Origin of the sequence: Provencibacterium massiliense (genome assembly GCF_900169495.1) — a bacterium.
Classification (GTDB): domain Bacteria; phylum Bacillota; class Clostridia; order Oscillospirales; family Ruminococcaceae; genus Harryflintia; species Harryflintia acetispora.
On the sequence record NZ_FWCH01000009.1, the window covers coordinates 96,057 to 112,945 of the forward strand.

Annotated in this window: 14 protein-coding genes; 5 read left to right on the forward strand and 9 right to left on the reverse strand. The window is 60.1% G+C overall.

All coding sequences use genetic code 11. From position 1 onward, the window contains the following. Positions 1-111: 111 nt before the first annotated feature. The 3 genes from B5477_RS01995 to B5477_RS02005 all read right to left on the reverse strand — a co-directional run bounded on the left by B5477_RS01995 (position 112) and on the right by B5477_RS02005 (position 3,122). Positions 112-894, reverse strand: coding sequence for a trypsin-like serine peptidase (locus B5477_RS01995; RefSeq protein ID WP_079698146.1), 783 nt, complete (start codon positions 892-894; stop codon positions 112-114). A 139-nt stretch (positions 895-1,033) separates the two neighbouring features. After that, a complete protein-coding gene (locus B5477_RS02000; RefSeq protein ID WP_079698147.1) occupies positions 1,034-2,053 on the reverse strand; it encodes a lysylphosphatidylglycerol synthase transmembrane domain-containing protein in 1,020 nt (339 codons plus the stop codon). Continuing rightward, complete coding sequence (locus B5477_RS02005) at positions 2,031-3,122, reverse strand: glycosyltransferase family 4 protein (RefSeq protein WP_117507640.1); 1,092 nt, start codon at positions 3,120-3,122, stop codon at positions 2,031-2,033. The genes B5477_RS02000 and B5477_RS02005 overlap by 23 nt, the downstream gene beginning before the upstream one ends. A gap of 297 nt (positions 3,123-3,419) precedes the next feature. Between B5477_RS02005 and B5477_RS02010 the strand changes: the two genes are divergently transcribed. Next, positions 3,420-4,172, forward strand: a complete 753-nt coding sequence (locus B5477_RS02010) for a glycosyltransferase family 2 protein (protein WP_079698148.1) — start codon at positions 3,420-3,422, stop codon at positions 4,170-4,172. 258 nt (positions 4,173-4,430) lie between these two features. Here the strand turns inward: B5477_RS02010 and spoIVA are convergent, their stop codons facing one another. The 3 genes from spoIVA to B5477_RS02025 all read right to left on the reverse strand — a co-directional run bounded on the left by spoIVA (position 4,431) and on the right by B5477_RS02025 (position 8,896). Next, the gene (gene spoIVA, locus B5477_RS02015) at positions 4,431-5,906 is read right to left on the reverse strand and encodes a stage IV sporulation protein A (protein ID WP_079698149.1); all 1,476 of its coding nucleotides are present in this window, start codon (positions 5,904-5,906) and stop codon (positions 4,431-4,433) included. A gap of 66 nt (positions 5,907-5,972) precedes the next feature. Further along, the gene (locus tag B5477_RS02020; protein ID WP_079698150.1) at positions 5,973-7,511 is read right to left on the reverse strand and encodes a DUF3794 domain-containing protein; all 1,539 of its coding nucleotides are present in this window, start codon (positions 7,509-7,511) and stop codon (positions 5,973-5,975) included. 143 nt (positions 7,512-7,654) lie between these two features. Continuing rightward, a complete protein-coding gene (locus B5477_RS02025; RefSeq protein WP_079698151.1) occupies positions 7,655-8,896 on the reverse strand; it encodes an aminopeptidase in 1,242 nt (413 codons plus the stop codon). 736 nt (positions 8,897-9,632) lie between these two features. Here B5477_RS02025 and B5477_RS02035 point away from each other — a divergent pair. Next, on the forward strand, positions 9,633-9,977 hold the full coding sequence (locus B5477_RS02035; RefSeq protein ID WP_079698153.1) for a helix-turn-helix domain-containing protein: 345 nt from the start codon (positions 9,633-9,635) through the stop codon (positions 9,975-9,977). 268 nt (positions 9,978-10,245) lie between these two features. Here B5477_RS02035 and ilvC read toward each other — a convergent pair whose 3' ends face one another. The 3 genes from ilvC to ilvB are packed head-to-tail and all read right to left on the reverse strand — an operon-like array spanning position 10,246 to position 13,410. Beyond that, entirely contained in the window at positions 10,246-11,244 is a 999-nt protein-coding gene (gene ilvC / locus B5477_RS02040) for a ketol-acid reductoisomerase (protein WP_079698154.1), read from the reverse strand. A gap of 36 nt (positions 11,245-11,280) precedes the next feature. Then, positions 11,281-11,781, reverse strand: a complete 501-nt coding sequence (gene ilvN / locus B5477_RS02045; RefSeq protein ID WP_079698155.1) for an acetolactate synthase small subunit — start codon at positions 11,779-11,781, stop codon at positions 11,281-11,283. A gap of 12 nt (positions 11,782-11,793) precedes the next feature. Then, positions 11,794-13,410 carry a biosynthetic-type acetolactate synthase large subunit gene (gene ilvB / locus B5477_RS02050; RefSeq protein WP_079698156.1) on the reverse strand — a complete coding sequence of 539 codons (1,617 nt, stop codon included), beginning with the start codon at positions 13,408-13,410 and terminating at the stop codon, positions 11,794-11,796. A gap of 284 nt (positions 13,411-13,694) precedes the next feature. Between ilvB and B5477_RS02055 the strand changes: the two genes are divergently transcribed. From B5477_RS02055 to B5477_RS02065, 3 genes are all read left to right on the forward strand, one after another. Beyond that, the gene (locus B5477_RS02055; RefSeq protein ID WP_079698157.1) at positions 13,695-14,930 is read left to right on the forward strand and encodes an ATP-binding protein; all 1,236 of its coding nucleotides are present in this window, start codon (positions 13,695-13,697) and stop codon (positions 14,928-14,930) included. Between the two features lie 37 nt (positions 14,931-14,967). Next, positions 14,968-15,975, forward strand: coding sequence for an ABC transporter substrate-binding protein (locus tag B5477_RS02060; RefSeq protein WP_079698158.1), 1,008 nt, complete (start codon positions 14,968-14,970; stop codon positions 15,973-15,975). A 548-nt stretch (positions 15,976-16,523) separates the two neighbouring features. Next, complete coding sequence (locus B5477_RS02065) at positions 16,524-16,820, forward strand: helix-turn-helix domain-containing protein (RefSeq protein WP_079698159.1); 297 nt, start codon at positions 16,524-16,526, stop codon at positions 16,818-16,820. Positions 16,821-16,889 lie beyond the last annotated feature (69 nt).

The following is a 16,889-nucleotide window of genomic DNA, read 5'->3' on the forward strand; positions in this document are numbered from 1 at the left end:
TTTTCGGTTAGTTTTTCCGAAAAGGGGGGCTTTATGTTTATCGGCCCCCGTTCAATGCGATAAAGTGGAAGAAGGCCCGCAAGGCTGAAACCCCGCTCTATCATCCCCCTGTCAAGAGGGTGACGATATATTTTCTACCCTAAGCAGGAACTCGCTCAGCGTCCTGTTCATCCTGGCGCCCGAGTTATAGGGCATCTCCCCCGCGGCAAAACCGACATTGGCGCCGTAGTTCTGGATTCCGATCACCCGGCTCTGCAAATCCAGAATCGGCGCGCCGCTCTGCCCGTGGGAGATGTCGAGCCGGTAGAGCAGGTCGTCCTCCCGCACCAGCGAAAGCATCCCGTGCGCGAGCAGCGGGCTTTGCATGGCGCCGTCATACCCGGCGATGAGCGCCTCTGTGCCGGCGAGGGCAGAATCGGGATACGTCTCCCAATCGGCCAGCTGCAGCGGCTGCATCTCCTCAAAGGGCTCAAAAAACGCGATCACCCCGTAGTCGAACCGCCAATCCCGGTCCTGCTTCCACCGCTCGGGCAGATAGAAGCCCGCGTTGTCCTCCCGTAATTCACGGCTGCCGAAGGGCGCCCCCTCCGCATTGAGTCCCGGGTAGACGGTGACCGACGCCACCTGCCCGCCCCGCCCGTAGCTGGTGTCATAGAGGCAATGTCCCGCCGTGGCGAGCAGCCCGGGGCCGTAGAGAAAGCCGGTCCCATCGCCGGTGGTCCCGTTTTGGTAGGTGATCTTCAGTTTGCAGATGGCGTTGTAGGGGGCCGCCGTGGTGTCCGCCACCGGCACACGGTCATCCTCCCCGAAGACGGTGCCCTCCTGTGCGGTGGCGCCCTGGGAAAGAAAAAGAAAGGACAGAAGAAATGAGAAAATCAAAACCAGTTTTTGCATGGCTTCCTCCCGTTTTTCTCCATCATACCGGAAATTGCCGCCCGCTTACAAGCGGTAAATCCTGGGGGCAAAAAAATTGGCCCCGGAGTGGTAATCCGGAGCCCAGAGCAGAGAATTTGGTTTATCCAGCGGTTTTGGATCAGCAAAGTTTGGGCTGCCGGCGCTGCGGCAGCGCCCAGAAAAGGGAGCCGGCCGCGATCGGCAGATAGAAGGTCACCAGCCTCCAGAGCAGCACGGCCAGCGCCACGCTGCCCGCACTCGGGAAAAAGAGGCCAAAGAGGACGAAGAAGCTGCCCTCCGCCCCACCCGACGCGCCCGGAAGGGGCACGAATGAGGAGACCATCAACACAAAGGCGCTCGCGCAGATCACGGTAAAGGCCGAGACCTCCCGCGCGCCCAGCGCGAGACAAACGAAGTAGGAAGCCGCGAAGAAGGCGGTCAGCTGCAGCACGGTCATCACGACTAAGCCCAGCAGGATCCAGCCGCTGCGGCGCAGCAGGCGAAAGCTCCTGGTGAAGCCTTCGATTTCCCGGGAAAGCTTCTCCGTCATCTCCTGCGGGCGCTTGCAAAGGCGAGCCTTGCACAGCAGCCGGATGAGCGCCATCCCGAGCGCCTTTGCCGCCCTCGGGAAGAAGCAGATGCATACGAGCCCCACCACCACGGCAAAGTTGACGCAGAAGCCCACCAGCACCAAGACGGAAAACCCGCTCACCCGGCTGGCGAAGTAGGAGAAGCGGAAGAGAAGGGTAATCAAGGAGTAAACGCTCAGCACCGTCTGATAGACGATGAACTTGCACAGCAGCGCCGACGAGGCCTCGCCCAGCGGCATGCCGCAGCGCGCGAGCCGCCAGGCCTGGACCGGCTGTCCGCCGCTGGCGAACGGGGTGATGCAGTTGAAGAGCTGCCCGATCATCGAAACGCTGACGCTGTCCGACAGCCGCTGACCAGGGTAAACCCGCTTAGCGGTCAGGTGGAGCGCCAGACTCTCGAAGAGCCAGTAAAACAGCATGCAGCCCAGCGCCCCCCACAAAAAGACGGGGTGCACCCGGCGCAGAGCGCCGAAGATGGCCGCCGGGGTATCCACCAGGAAGAGGCACCCGACCACCACTGCCGCCGTGACCAGCAGCACCAGAAGGTTAAAGATGTTTTTGCGCTTCATAGGCTTTTCCCGCCCGGTGGGGCAGGCTCCTTTTCTGTTTCATGGTCTGCCGCTCGTAGACCGTTTCATAAAACTCGTTCCACATCCGCGCCACGCTCTCGCGGCTGTAGTATATATGCCCCTGATGGGACATCTCCCGCGCTGCCTGTAGTGCTGCGGGGGATTGGCGCAGCCGCTCGATCTCGCGCACGAAATCGTCGTTGTCGTGGCCCTTGAGATAGAAATCGAAGAGAATGTTCTCATACAAGCTCAAGTCCCGCACCAGAATGGGGGTCGAGCAGTTCATCGCCTCCAGGATGGTCATGGGGAAGAGCTCGCCGTAGGAGGGTAGGAACATCACGTCGCTCAGGTTATACAGCCCGTTCATCTGCCCGCGCTCGACGAGCCCGAGCAGCCGCACATTTTCGGGCAGGTTCTTCGCCGCCTCGCGTATTTCCTTGTAGCCGTCCGAGATCGCCCCGAAGGCGAAGTCCCCGGCCCAGAGGAAGGTGACCTGCGGCAGCCTTTTTGCCACCTCGAGGAAGTCGAAGAAGCCCTTGCGCTTTTGCAGCTGCCCCACGCAGAGGACCACAAAGGCGTCGTTGTCGATGTCGTATTCCCGGCGCAGGCGCCCGCGCTCCTCCCCCGCCACCGGGTAAAACTCCTCGCTGCTGACAAAATTGGGGATATAGCGGATCTTTTCCTTCGGGATCCCGTATGCGGCCAGCTTTTCCACAAAGTCGGGATTGACCGTCACCAGATAGTCCATACTCTTGTAAAAGCGGATGACATAGCGGTAAAAGACCGCCTTGCAGAGCCCCGGGAGCTTAATGCTGCTCTCCAGCGTCTCGGGCAGGAAGTGCACATAGCCCACTGCTGCGCCGTGCAGCTTGACAAACGGCAGGGACAGGAAATAACCCAGGTTGATGGTGTGGAAATGCGTGATATCGTACCGGCCGCTTTGGTTTTCGCTGACCTGGAAGCGGCCGGCCAGCTCCCCGCTCACCAGCGAAACCTGTTCCTCATAGGCGGAGAGCACCCCCTGCCCTTTGATGGTGTCCGCCCGCGAACGCATATTGATCCGGATCAACGTCCTCACCCTCTCTTAGGTTTCCTCACTGTTTTTATCCTATCACGGAAAGCTCTAATTTTTCTTAAAACAATCCGTCAATTTTCTTACAATGTGGTTTAACTGTATTAACCGAACTAACTGTATTAATTCGATTAATACAGTTATACCATAGGTTTTTTCAATTTGCAAGCAAAACAAGGTGGAAATTTTTTAAAATTTTCCCGTGCATTTGTGAACAATGTGTGAAGTCTCGTTTGCAAAGCAAGGGGCAATTGATTATAATGGATTTATCTTTTACGGGAAGGGGGCTCGGCGATGGAACACGGTCAACCACTTGTGACGGTGATCATCCCACTTTATAACGGGGCGCGCACCATTGTGGAGACCCTGCGATCGGCCTGTGCGCAGACGGTGCGGGAGCTGGAAATCCTGGTGATCGACGACGGCTCGTCCGACGGCGGCCCGGCGCTGGTGGAAGACTTCTCCCGCGACGACGCGCGGGTGCGGCTGCTGCGCAATGAGAAGAACCTCGGCGTGGGGCGCACGCGCAACCGCGGTATGCGGGAAGCGCGGGGGGAGTATCTTGCCTTTTTGGATAGCGACGACCTTTGGAAACCACAAAAGCTGCAGCGTCAGCTGGCGCTGCTCGAAGAAACCGGAGCGGACCTGTGCTTCGCCGCCTATGCTTTCATCGACGAAGCCGGGAAGGAAACCGGGCGGGAATACCGGGTGCCGCAGTCGGTCGACTACGACGGGCTGCTGGGCGAGAATGTGATCGGCTGCTCGACCGTGGTGCTGCGCCGCAGCCGTACGCAGGGTTTTTGGATGGACCCGCACTACTTTCACGAGGATTACGTCTTCTGGCTCGAGCTGCTGAAATCCGGCCGCCGGGCCGTGGGGGTAAACGAGGTACTGGTGCTCTACCGCACCGGCGGTCGTTCGGGCAACAAGCTCAGAGCGGCAAAAAACCGCTGGATCGTCTACCGGAAAAGCCAGCGTCTCGGATTCTGGCGCTCCTGCGGCTGCTTCTGGCGGTATGTGAAGGGGACGCGAAAAAAATATTTTTAGGTTTCATTTTTACAAGTATTGGGATTCTCAAGGGTTTACAACCCTTGAGCAGGTGCGGGCAGAGCCCGCGGCCTTTCCGGATTGTTGGCACTCGCGGTTACAAATCCTTCCAAAGATCAGGAAGGGGAGCAAAAAGCTCCCTGTGGGAGGTTTTTGTGTGGGGAAACCCTATCAAGGGGTTTCCCCATGACGGCAAAGCCGTCATCTTCTTGCGTAATACAAAAGTAAGGGCCCGGGGTTTCCCCCGGGCCCTTTTTATCAAAGAATAATACAGATCAAGCCGCCGCAGCCTTCGTTGATGATCCGCTCGATGGTTTCCTGCAGCCGCATGCGCGCGTCGGTCGGCATACGGTAGAGCTTGTTGTGCAGCCCCTCGTTGACCAGGTCATGCAGGGATTTGCCGAAGATGTTCGAGTCCCAGATCTTTTCGGGGCTCTCCTCAAACTCCTTAAGCAGATACATCACCAGCTCCTCGCTCTGCTTTTCGCTGCCCACGATGGGCGAGACCTCGGTGTTGATCTGGGCGCGCATCATGTGGATGGAAGGGGCGGAAGCCTTGAGGCGCACGCCGTAGCGGCCGCCCTGCTTGACAATCTCCGGCTCCTCGAGCTCCAATTCATCCAGCGAGGGCATGACGATCCCGTATCCGGTCGCCGCCACCTCCTCGAGCGCCCCCTCGATCTTCTGGTATTTGCGCTTGATCTCGGCCAGCTCGATCATACAGGGCATGAGCGCCTCCTCGCAGGAGATATCCAGCCCCGTGGCCTCGGAGAGAATCCGGTAGAACAAGGTCGACGGCGTAACCACCCGCAGCCGCACGCAGCCGGTGCCGAGGTCCACCGAGGCCACCTTGACCTCGCGGATGTTCTCGCACTCCGCCATATCCTCGAAGCGCGGCCCCACCTCGCTGATCCGCTCGATGTCCTTGGCGCAGCCGCAGATCGCATCGTAGACCGAGGTTTTGAGCCAATGCCCCTTTTCGAGCGAGACGATCCAGCGCGGCAGGTCGAAGCGGATCTCCCGGATGGGGAACTGGTAGAGCACCAGGGAGAGGATCTCCTTGATGTCCGCTTCGCCGAGCTCCAGGCAGCTCTTGGCGATGACCGGCACCCCGTAGCGCTCGGAGAGCTCCTGCGCCAGCGCCTGGGTGCGCTCGGCGGTCGGGTGCACCGAGTTTAGGAGCACCACGAAAGGCTTGTTGATCGCCTTGAGTTCGGTGATGACCCGTTCCTCGGCCTCCTCATATTCGTCCCGGTCCAGGTCGGTGATCGTCCCGTCGGTGGTGACCACCAGCCCGATGGTGCTGTGCTCGTTGATCACCTTCTGGGTGCCGATCTCGGCGGCCATATTGAAGGGGATCTCGTTTTCAAACCAGGGGGTCATCACCATGCGGGGCTGGTCGTTCTCGACATACCCCAAGGAGCTCGGGATGATATACCCCACGCAGTCGATCAGCCTCACGTTCATCTGTACGTTGTCCCCGAGGGTGATCGCGACCGCGTCCTCGGGCACGAACTTGGGCTCGGTGGTCATGATGGTCTTGCCGCCCGCGGATTGAGGCAGCTCGTCGATCGCCCGCTCGCGCTTGAAGTCGCTTTCAATGTGGTCGATGACGACCTCCTCCATGAAGCGCTTGATGAAGGTGGATTTCCCGGTACGCACCGGCCCCACCACGCCGATATAGATGTCGCCCCCCGTGCGGCGGGCTATGCTCTGATAAATGTTGGTCTGCATAGTTGTCCTCCCCTTGTGCTGTTTTCGAAGTTTCATCCCGCCGGCCGGGCGGGGGCACCGCGGCGCTTACACCACCGGGATCAAAAGCATCCTCTTCTCGCAAAGGCGGCCGCCCTCGAGCGAATTCTCGCTCATCACCGCCGCGAGCGAAGTGTTGTACCGCTTGGCGATGTCCCAGATGTCCTCGTCCCGCTCGGCATAATAAATGATCAGGGAGGCATCCTCGCACTCGCGCTCCTTGGGTTTCGTGGTGTCGCAGACAATGCTCGCCGCCACGCTGGGCCGCGTCACCGAATAGATGCACCCGCAGAGCAGCACGTCTGCGCGGCACTCGAGCTTATCGGCGCCCACCATGCTGTACGAGCAGGAAAGGACGGCGCCGCGCGGGGCGAAGATCACGCTGTCATAGCTCTCCTCGAGCGGGATTTTGTACTCGCACTCCTCGGGCTGCTCGTGATAGGTGATCTCACCCGACTCGCTCTGGCAGAACATCCCGTAGACCAGCTTGGCGGTGATCAGCACCTCTCCCCCCTCGTAGCGGGAGGAGGCGTCGGCCACGGTGCAGAACAGGTCAATCACCGAGCGCACATCCGAAGGCAGGTCGACCATCGCCTTGTGCGCGCAGGTCTCCTCCACCACCTTGATCAGGTTCATGCAGGCCATGGGCACCTTCTCCATGTGGCAGTCGAACTCGGTGGAATAGCAGTCGGTGATCAGCTGCAGCTGCTGACGGCGGTGGGAGCGCACCCGGGCGTTCAGCGAACAATCCATCGCGAACAGCCGGCTCTCCCCCTCGAGATTGACCTTGGGCGCAAATTCGCCCGAGATAACGCCCAGCTCCACCTCGCACTGGCAATCCTCGTCCACCCCTTCCACATCCACGATCTGGCTGATGGGCAGGGAATACTCCATGATTTCGGGGGCCATGCCCTCGCCGTCGGGCTGGTAGAGCAGATGGACCATCAGCTCCCCCTTGACGACCACCTTGCCGCTGATTACCTTGTAGTCCCCGAGCCTTGCCACGCACTCCTGGCGGATCACACTCTGCACCGCCGGCTTTGCGGCGCCCAGCTGCAAGTCCTCATGCATGGTGAACTGGCAGGAGACATCCCCCGCGATCTCGGTGATCTCGCTGCTGGCGCTGCGCAGCTGGATCCCGGCCCCGTCCGCGTCGCAGACGACCTCCTCGCTCTTGCGCGAAAAGACCCGGCACTCCAGCGTGACGGCGCAGCGGATCTCAAACCGGCGCTGGTTGACCGCGCGGCAGTTGACATAATCGGTGCGGCAGCAGACGTCCACGATCGGGTCCTGCACCTGCATCTTCAGATCACAGCTCTTGGTATAGGGCAGCCTCTGCTCGCTGCAGCGGATGTTCCCGTCATTTCCCAGGTAATAGACCTTGAGCGCGCAGCTGAGATCCACCGTCAGCTTGTCGCCCACGATCTGGCTGGAGATCACCTTCGCCGTGCAGAAGCAGCGCAGGATTTTCACGATGTCCGGACAGTAATCGGGTAGCAGCACGTCGCTTTCCACGGACTGCTCGAGATTCCCTTCGTACACCATTTCGTTTATAACAACCGCCTGTCTCGAAACACTCAGCTCCATTCGGATGTTCTCCCCTTTTCCATTTTCTACTCAAATATATGAGGACACGCCATGCAATATACCCTTCTTTCTGCAAAACAGGGGGCGCAAAAGCGTAAAATACGCTTTTGCGCCCCCTGCAGGCGTTCCTATCCCGGGCATCCTCAGCGCAGCTGCGCCGCCCAGTTCCCGTTTTCAAAGACACAGATTTCATTGCCCAGCTGGTCGATCCCCACCACCGTCATATCGGCGGTGCCAATCATGAAATCGACATGCACCAGCGAATCGTTGGCCCCGGCCCTTACCAGCTGCTGCTTGCTCATCGCGGTCCCGCCCTGCAAGCAGGAGGCGTAGGCGCGCCCCAGCGCCAGATGGCAGGATGCGTTCTCATCGAACAGGGTATTGTAGAAGAGTGTCCCCATGTCCGATATGGGCGAGCAGCTGGGCACCAGCGCCACCTCGCCCAGGCGGTAGGAGCCGTCATCCACATGGATCAGCCGCCGCAGGGCCTCGAACCCCTTTTTGGCGGTGTAATCGAGCACATAGCCGTTTTCAAACATCAGCGAGAAGTCCTCGATCAGGGTCCCCTCATAGTTGAGCGGCAGGGAGCCGGTCACCACCCCGTCCACCCGCTCGCGGTGCGGCAGGCAGAAAACCTCCTCGGTCGGCAGGTTGGGGAAGAACCCGACCCCGGAGCGGGTCGTTTCCGAACCGCCGCCCCAGACATGCTTGCGCGGCAGGCCGAGCACAATGTCCGTCCCGCTGCCGTTATAAAAGTGCAGCGAATCGAACTGCTGCATATTGAGCCAATCCCGCCGTTTTTTAAGCTGGCGGCCGTGCTCCTTCCATGCCTCCTCCGGGTCGGGCAGGTCGGCGCGCACCGCCCGGAAGATCGCCTCCCAGAGTCTGCGCACGGCCTCCTGCTCCTCACAGTCCGGAAAGACCTTGCGCGCCCAGGGCTTGGTGGGGGCGGAGATGATGCTCCACTGCACGCCGTTTACATCGAGTACATTATGGAATGGTTTATACGCTTTGAAGAGCGCGCGGGTATTGACCGCCTGCTTTTGGCTATCCACATCAGAAAAGATTTCGGGATCGCCCGCGGCAATTTGCAGCACGGCGGCGCCCTGTTCGGCGTAGGAATTGCGGGAGTCGGCGAGCCAGGCGGGCACTGTCTCGAAGACCTCGAGGGCAGCGTGCTGGAAGCGGATTTTCTGAAATTTTTCGTCCGAGTAATGGATGGTCACATCGCGCGCGCCCGCACGGTAAGCCTCCTCGGCGATCAGGCGCGCGAAGGGCGCGCAATCGACGGGGGACATGAGCAGCAGTTCCTGTCCCGGCTGGAGATTGACCCCGGTGCGCACGGCGAGGGTAGCATAATTTTTGAGACAGCTTTCAAAATTCATGAAGCGACCACCTTTCCCGGTTTATCACGCTACTATTTTAACATGAACCGCCGGATTCAGCAAGCGGGTGGCGAGCCGCCACACCCGATTCGCGGTGGCGAGCCGCCACACCCGATTCGCGAAAGAACCAGGTTGCAACGCAGACATGCTCAGCCCGCGCTCTTAATGAGAGCGCAGCGAAGTGGGGTTACAAGGGGGCGACGCCCCTTTGGCGGGGCGTGGGGCAGCGCCCCACGGTCTTAAAAGCGTAGCGAGGCGCGGGGAGGGGAGGACGAGCTTCCAGTGGAAGGTCGGACGGGGAACCCCCAAGAGGGGGTTCCCCCAAAGCGGCGAAGCCGCAAAAAATTCGCTAAATGACTGAACTCAGCACACTCTAAGTAAAAATATTATTTCGTATTATTTTAATACTAAAATGCACTATTTTCTACCAATTACGATATTATTGTTTCATTAAGGAGTGAGCTATATGAGCCCGGTCACTAGCCCATTGAAAGAAAGGGTCAGCATCACACTGGATAGTGATGTTGTAAATAAAATTACTCAGTACGCCCGTATGGACGGAAGGAACTTTTCGCAGTACATAAATTTTGTTCTTATGCGGCACATCCGTGCAGTGGAGAAAAGACAGAATGAAAAGAAAACCCTTTAGGCTCTATGGCTCCTACGTCGCCGTCCTGCTCGAGCTCTTGGCCCTGCTCAGGGGCTGTACCATTCAGATTGAAAAGGAGGTATCCCCTTGCGTGCTTACCACCCGGGAGACGATTGCGGACGCATCGTCTTCGACCCCGACGAGATCATGCGCAAACGCGGCCTCACCGATGCCGGGCTCTGCCGCCGCGCCCAAATCCGCCCCGAACAACTCCGCCGTTACCGCCAAAACAAAATAAGATTCGTAACCCTCGATGTGGCCGAACGCCTCTGCTTCGCACTGGAATGTCAGTTTACCGACATTTTCCACTACCTCCCGCCCGCCGGGGAGGGTTCCGCTGCCGGAGAGGGTACCGCCGCCGGAGAGGGTACCGCCGCTGAAGAGGGTACCGCCGCCGAGGAGGGTACCGCCGCCGGGGAGCAGGCTTTTTAGGGGAACCCCCTCTTGGGGGTTCCCCCTCGGCCCTCCACTGGAGGCCCGATTCCCCCTCCCCGCGCTTCGCTGCGCTTTAAGACCGTGGAGCGCTGCCCCACACCCCGCTCAAGGGTCAGGAACCCTTGAGAATCCCTTTATACAGAACGCGGGCTGAGCACTTCTGCTTTGGATCTAGTTCTTTCGCGTATAGGGAGCGGCGGCTCGCCGCACAGAAAAACGCGGTGGATTTCTCCACCGCGTTTTTTGTTCGTTTATTGCCGTATTTTTAGTTTTCCTCTTCATTCCAAGAGTACATCTTGCGCAGCTCGCGCCCGGTCTCGATGAGCTGATGCTCGCTCTCCCTGCGCCGCATGGCGTTGAAGTGCGGGCGGCCTACACGGTTTTCCAGAATCCAGTTGCGCGCAAAGGTGCCGTCCTGGATCTCGCTTAGCACCTTCTTCATCTCCTTCTTGGTCTCCTCGGTAATCATCCGCTTGCCGACCTCATAATCGCCATATTCCGCGGTGTCAGAAATCGAATAACGCATCCGCTCAAAGCCGCCCTGGTAGATCAGGTCAACGATCAGCTTCATCTCGTGGATGCACTCGAAATATGCGCTCTCCGGCTCGTACCCGGCCTCGACCAGGGTCTCAAAGCCCGCCTTCATCAGCGCGGTCACGCCGCCGCAAAGCACGCACTGCTCGCCGAACAGGTCGGTCTCGGTCTCCTGCTTGAAGGTGGTCAAGAGGCAGCCGGCTCTTGCGCCGCCGATCCCGGCCGCATAGGCCAGCGACAAATCGAGCGCGCGCCCGGTGTAATCCTGATACGCGGTCACCAGCACCGGCACGCCCTTGCCCGCCAGGTACTCGCTGCGCACGGTGTGCCCCGGGCCCTTCGGCGCGACCATGAACACGTCCACGTTCTTCGGCGGCACGATCTGGCCGAAGTGGATCGAGAAGCCGTGCGCAAAGGCCAGCGCCTTGCCCTCGGTGAGGTTGGGCTCGATGCTCTCCTTGTAGAGCGCCGCCTGCTTCTCGTCGTTGATCAGGATCATGATGATATCCGCCGCCTTGGCCGCGTCAAAAGCGGTCATGACGGTCAGCCCGGCCGCCTCGGCTTTGGCCCAGGACTTGCTGCCCTCGTATAACCCGACGATCACCTTGACCCCGCTCTCGTGCAGGTTGAGCGCATGGGCATGGCCCTGCGAGCCGTAGCCGATGATGGCTACCGTCTTGTTGTCGAGCAGTCCGAGGTTGCAGTCGCTCTCATAAAAAATCTTTGCCAATGGTAACATCTCCCTTTTTATAATTTCAGCAGATACCTACTTTTTCCCGTTTCCTATGGTGTCCGTGCCCTTTTGCAGGGCCACGGTGCCGGTGCGCACGATCTCCCGGATCGAGAAGGGCTTGAGCATCTCGATGATCAGCTCCACCCGCTCGGGGGTGTCGCTGAGCTCGATGGTCATCGTGCCCAGCGTGATGTCGGCGATCTTCGCGCCCATGATGTCGCAGATGTTTACAATATCCGGCCGCTCGCCCTGGCGCGCGGCCACCTTGATCATCAAAAGCTCCCGGCAGACCAGCTCCCCCTGGGGGATTCGCCGCACCTTGATGACGTCAATGAGCTTGTTGAGCTGCTTTTCCACCTGCTCGGCCACGTAGGAGTTGCCCTCCACCACGATGGTCATGCGCGAAAGGGTCTTGTCCTCGGTCACCCCAACGGCCAGGCTCTCAATGTTGTAGCCCCGCCGCGCGAACAGCCCGGAAATGCGGGAGAGGACACCGGCCTGGTTTGCCACCAGGATCGAAATCGTCTGTTTCATCTCCCCCACCTCCTAAATCGAGCTCTCATCGGGATCGACCACACATTCCAGCAGATACGGCCCCTCGCTTTGCAGCATCTCGCTGACCGCCAGCGGGATGTCCATTTCGTCGCTCAGCCGCGCGCAGGGGATGCCATAGGCCGCGGCCAGCTTGAGGAAATCGGGGCTCCCGTCGAGGAAAATCCCCGAGAGGGTGCCGCCATATTGATTCTGCTGCAGCTCGCGCACCATGCCGAGCCGCCCGTTCTTCATCACGACGATCTTGACGTCCAGGCCCTCCTGGCAGATGGTCGCCAGCTCGTTCATCTGCATCTGGAAGGAGCCGTCGCCGCAGATGACCACCGTCTGGCGGCCGGGGGCGGCGAGCTTGGCCCCCACCGCGGCGGGCACCGAATAGCCCATGGTGCCCATCCCGCCCGAGGTGAGGAACCGCCCGTTTTGAAACGAGAGGTGGTTGGCCGCCCAGATCTGGTTCTGGCCCACATCCGCCGCCACCACCGCGTCGGGGGACAGCTGCTGCGAAAGCCCGCGCACGAAGACGCGGGGATTGACGCTCCCCTGCCGGGGCGAAAGGTCGTAGCGCACCGCCTGGCGCTTTTCCTCCAGCAGCCGGATCCACTCCGCGCTCTCGCAGCGCCCGGTGCAGCCCAGCAGCTGGGTCACCACGTTTTTCGCGTCCCCCACCAGGGGGATCGCGGCCCCGACGTTCTTGCCGATCTCGGCGGGGTCCACGTCGATATGTACCACCCGCGCGCGCTTCTCCACCACGCCCGGCGAGGTCATCGCCCGGTCGCCGGCCCGCGCGCCGATGATCACCAGCAGGTCGGCGTTGTGCACCGCGAAGTTGGCCGCGCTGTTGCCGTGCATGCCGAGCATCCCGTAGAAGAGAGGGTGCCCGCTCGGCACCGCCGAGAGGCCCATCATGGTCGAGACCATCGGCACCTGGCACTGCTCGGCCAGAGACAGCACCTGCCCGCCCGCCCCGGCGGCGAGCACCCCGCCGCCCAGGCAGATGAGCGGGCGGTAGGACTCCATGACCGCGTCCGCCACCCGGCGGATCTGGGGCGGATTGCCGCTGACGGTGGGCTTATAACCCCGGATATTGACGGTATCCGGATAATTGAATTCGATCATTTCCTTCTGCACATCGATCGGGATGTCGATGAGCACCGGTCCCGGACGCCCGGAGGAGGCGATATAAAAGGCCTCCTTCATGATCCGCGGGATCTGGGTGGGGTCCTTGACCAGCCAGCTGTACTTGGTGAAGGGCTCGGCCGCGCCGGTGATGTCCGCCTCCTGGAACACGTCCCGCCCGATCTGGTCGCGGCTGACCTGGCCGGTGATGGCCACGATCGGGATGGAATCCATATAGGCGGTGGCGAGCCCGGTGATCAGGTTGGTCGCTCCCGGGCCGCTGGTCACCACCACCACGCCGGGACGCCCGCTCACCCGGGCATAGCCCGAGGCGGCGTGGCCGGCGTTCTGCTCCTGCCGCACCAGTACGTGGTGGATCGGGGAGCCCGCCAGACTGTCATAAAACGGACAGATCGCCGCGCCCGGATAACCAAATACGACCGATACGCCCTCGTGTACAAGTGCTTCCACCATGCCCTGTGCCACTGTGATCATCGTCTGTCGCGCTCCTTTCGAAAGGTTTATTTCAATAATTATACGCTTTCTGCTATGCTCCCGTCAAGATATTTCACCACTTTGCACTGTAAAACGGTGAAGCGGGCCGCTCAAAAGCGCTTTGGAGCCCTTTTCATTCCAGCGCCGCCACATTTTGCACATTGACTTCTTCGGGAGGGTGTTCTACAATATTTTTAGCTTATCCGACCCCGCCGCACTGACAGAACCTCAGCCGCTGCGCGACGCAAATAACCGGCAATCTTACATAGAAACAGGAGAACACTATGATGAACGACCCTCAGCAGCTACTCTTTTCCCTGCGTTCGATGACCGTCTACCGCGGGCTGCTCCAAGACCCCGCCGTCAAGAGCCTCTTGCAGCTGCTCGACAGCCGCGAGTGCCCGCCCGCCCAGGCGGCGAAGAGCTACGGCGACCTCTTCTGCACCCTGACGAAGGCCGGGATGTCCTTAAGCGACTACCTGTATGAGCAGGTAGTCTACGACGACAACCTCTATACCCGCCTGTGTGCCGGGAACAAGCCGGTCCCCGAGGCGCTGCTCGCGGCGGCGCGCCACGACCTTTCGGCCATCGGGAGCCTCGCGTACCTGGGCGCGCAGGAGCTGAAAAGTCACCTGCGCACCTGCTACCCCACCCTGGGCGATGCGGTGGACGCGCTGCCCGAATATTCCTGCGAGCACGCCCGCTTCACCCTGCACGAGGGCGACTGGGCGGCCGAGGCCGAGGCGCTGCGCGAATTCTGCCGGGATAACGGCTACGGCAAGTTCGCCCGCCACCACGTCTTCGTACCGGACGAGGACGCCAACCTGGCGCCGCTCGAGAGCTACGACCCGGTGACGCTCGAGGACCTGATCGGCTACGAGCAGCAGATCAACACGGTCAAGGAGAACACCCTGGCGCTGCTCGCCGGGAAGGGCGGGGCGAACATCCTGCTCTACGGCGACAAGGGCACTGGCAAGAGCTCCACCGTCAAGGCGGTGGCCAACTCCTACGCCGACCGCGGCCTGCGGCTGATCCTGGTCAAAAAGTCCCAGATCCTGCTGCTGCCGCAGGTCTTTTCCCAGCTGGCCCAGAACCCGATGAAGTTCATCATCTTCCTCGACGATCTGTCCTTCTCGGACATCGACGACAGCTTCTCCGCGCTCAAGTCGATCATTGAGGGCGGCGAGCAGGTGGCGCTTTCCAACGCGGTGATCTACGCCACCACCAACCGCCGCCACCTGGTGCGCGAGACCTTCTCCTCCCGGCTGGGGGACGAGGTCCATCTCTCGGACAGCCTGGACGAGGCGGTCTCCCTGTCCGACCGCTTCGCGATCACCCTGACCTATCTCAAGCTGGACCGGGCGGAATACATCGCGATGGTCTGCGAGATGCTCGCCCGCGCGGGGATCGCCGACAGCGACGAGCTGCGCGCCCAGGCGCTGGCCTACTCGGTGCGCAAGGGCGGCTACTCGCCGCGGGTGGCGCACCAGTTCGTCGCCCAGAAGCTGCGCGAGCTCTAAACAGATTTGACTGACATCCCGGAAAGGACGTGCCCGTTTGAAAGGACTGAAAATTTGCACCCTGGCGCTCACGCTGGCAACGCTGCTGTGCTCCTGCGCGCTGGTGGACTGGATCGACGGCTTCATGGAGCGCTTTCAAAAGGACGAGAAGCCCGCCGTCTCCTCGAGCGAGCCCGAGCCGGTGGACCCCAACTGGCCGGTGGAGATGGGGGACGTGACCATCGAAAAAAAGCCCAAACGGGTGGTTTCCCTGAACCCCTCGATCACCGAACTGGTCTTCGACATGGAGCTGGACTCCGCCTTAAAGGGCGTGGACGACTACTGCGCCTACCCGGAGCAGGCAAAGGAGCTGCCCCGCTGCGGCACCGAGGCCATGCCCGAGGTGGAAACCATTGCGGACGAGGACGCGCAGCTGGTGCTGGTCTTAAACGAGCTGCCGGCGGCGCAATACGAGGCGTTGCTGCAGGCGGACGCCGAGGTGATCGTGCTCGAAAAGCCGCAGGAGATTGACAAGCTGCCAGAGTATTACGAGCAGCTCGCGACCATCTTCCTGGGCAAGGAGGACGGGCCAAAGCGGGCGAAGGAATTTGCCGAGCCGCTGCTGGCGGCCTACGATGAGATCACAGAGGCGGTGCGGGAAGCGGACGCGCCCCGGCCGCTGGGGTGCTTCATGGCGCTGCTGCCGCTGACCATGGCGACGGGGGACAGCCTGCAAGGGCAGCTGCTGGAAGCATGCGGGATCGAGAATGCGGCGGCAGAGAACAGCGACTGGCAATACCCGGAGGACCAGCTCCTGGCGTTCAACCCGGAGGTGCTGGTGTTCGACACCCGCACGGCGACGCTGGACGAGGTAAAGAATCATTATAATTATAAGACCACGCCCTGCGTGGTAAACGAGAGGCTGTTGGCGGTAGACGGTTCCGCAATTGAAAACGGAGGCAAGCGGTTGTTTGAGACGGTGCTGGAGATGGCACGGTTTGCCAACGCAAAACTCGATCTGCCCGAGCGGCAGCGGGGCGCTGCGGCCGATTCGCGAAAGGACTAGTATGCAGGGCGGCCATGCTCAGCCCGCGTTCTAAATGTGAGCAAAGAGAAGAACAAATAAAAACGCGGTGGATTGCTCCACCGCGTTTTTCGTATTATTAAAAAATGGATTCCAAGGGGGCGACGCCTTCTTGGCGAGGAGTTTGAGGGCGAGGAGCCCTCATAAAGACGTAAAAGGCGCGGGGGCGGCGAGCCGCCGCTCCCGATTCGCGAAAGAGCCAGCGTGCAAGGCGCCCGCATCCTGAATAGGGGGATTCTCAAGGGTTCTCGACCCTTGAGCAGGGTGTGGGGCAGCGCCCCACGGTCTTTAGCGCCAGCGAAGCGCAGGGAGGGGAGGCAAACCTTCCAGTGGAAGGTTTGACGGGGAACCCCCAAGAGGGGGTGCCCCACTATAGACTATATATGGTCCACATAGTTTCTTTTAATAATTATAATTAAGGACAAGGATATTCTCTAAAGAGCAATTAAAATTCTTCTATAGATGTAACCTTTCAATTTTTCATATGTTACCCTAATTTTGACAGTATTTTAGTTGACAGAGGTATTGCAATGGATATTGCCAAGCGTTTAAGACAACTTCGAGGAGAAAAAGGACTTTCAATCAACGGGCTCGCTTTAAGGGCGGGCCTTTCTCAAAGTTTTGTCCGGGACATCGAGCTTGGCAAAAAGAAACCGGGAGTCGAAAGTCTCCAGTTTTTGTGTGAGGCGCTTGGTATTTCACTCAGAGATTTCTTCAACGAAGAAGCTGAACCAGATCCAATCAGTCACAAGCTCAAGCAACAAATTTTTCGGTTGAGCCCTGAACAACAGGAGAAACTGTTAGAGTTTCTTAGTGAGATAAAGTAGGTGAATATGTTGTCCTCCTCCCCCCTCGCCTCCTACTACTGGGCGTTCCGAAAATTTTTGGAGAGCTCC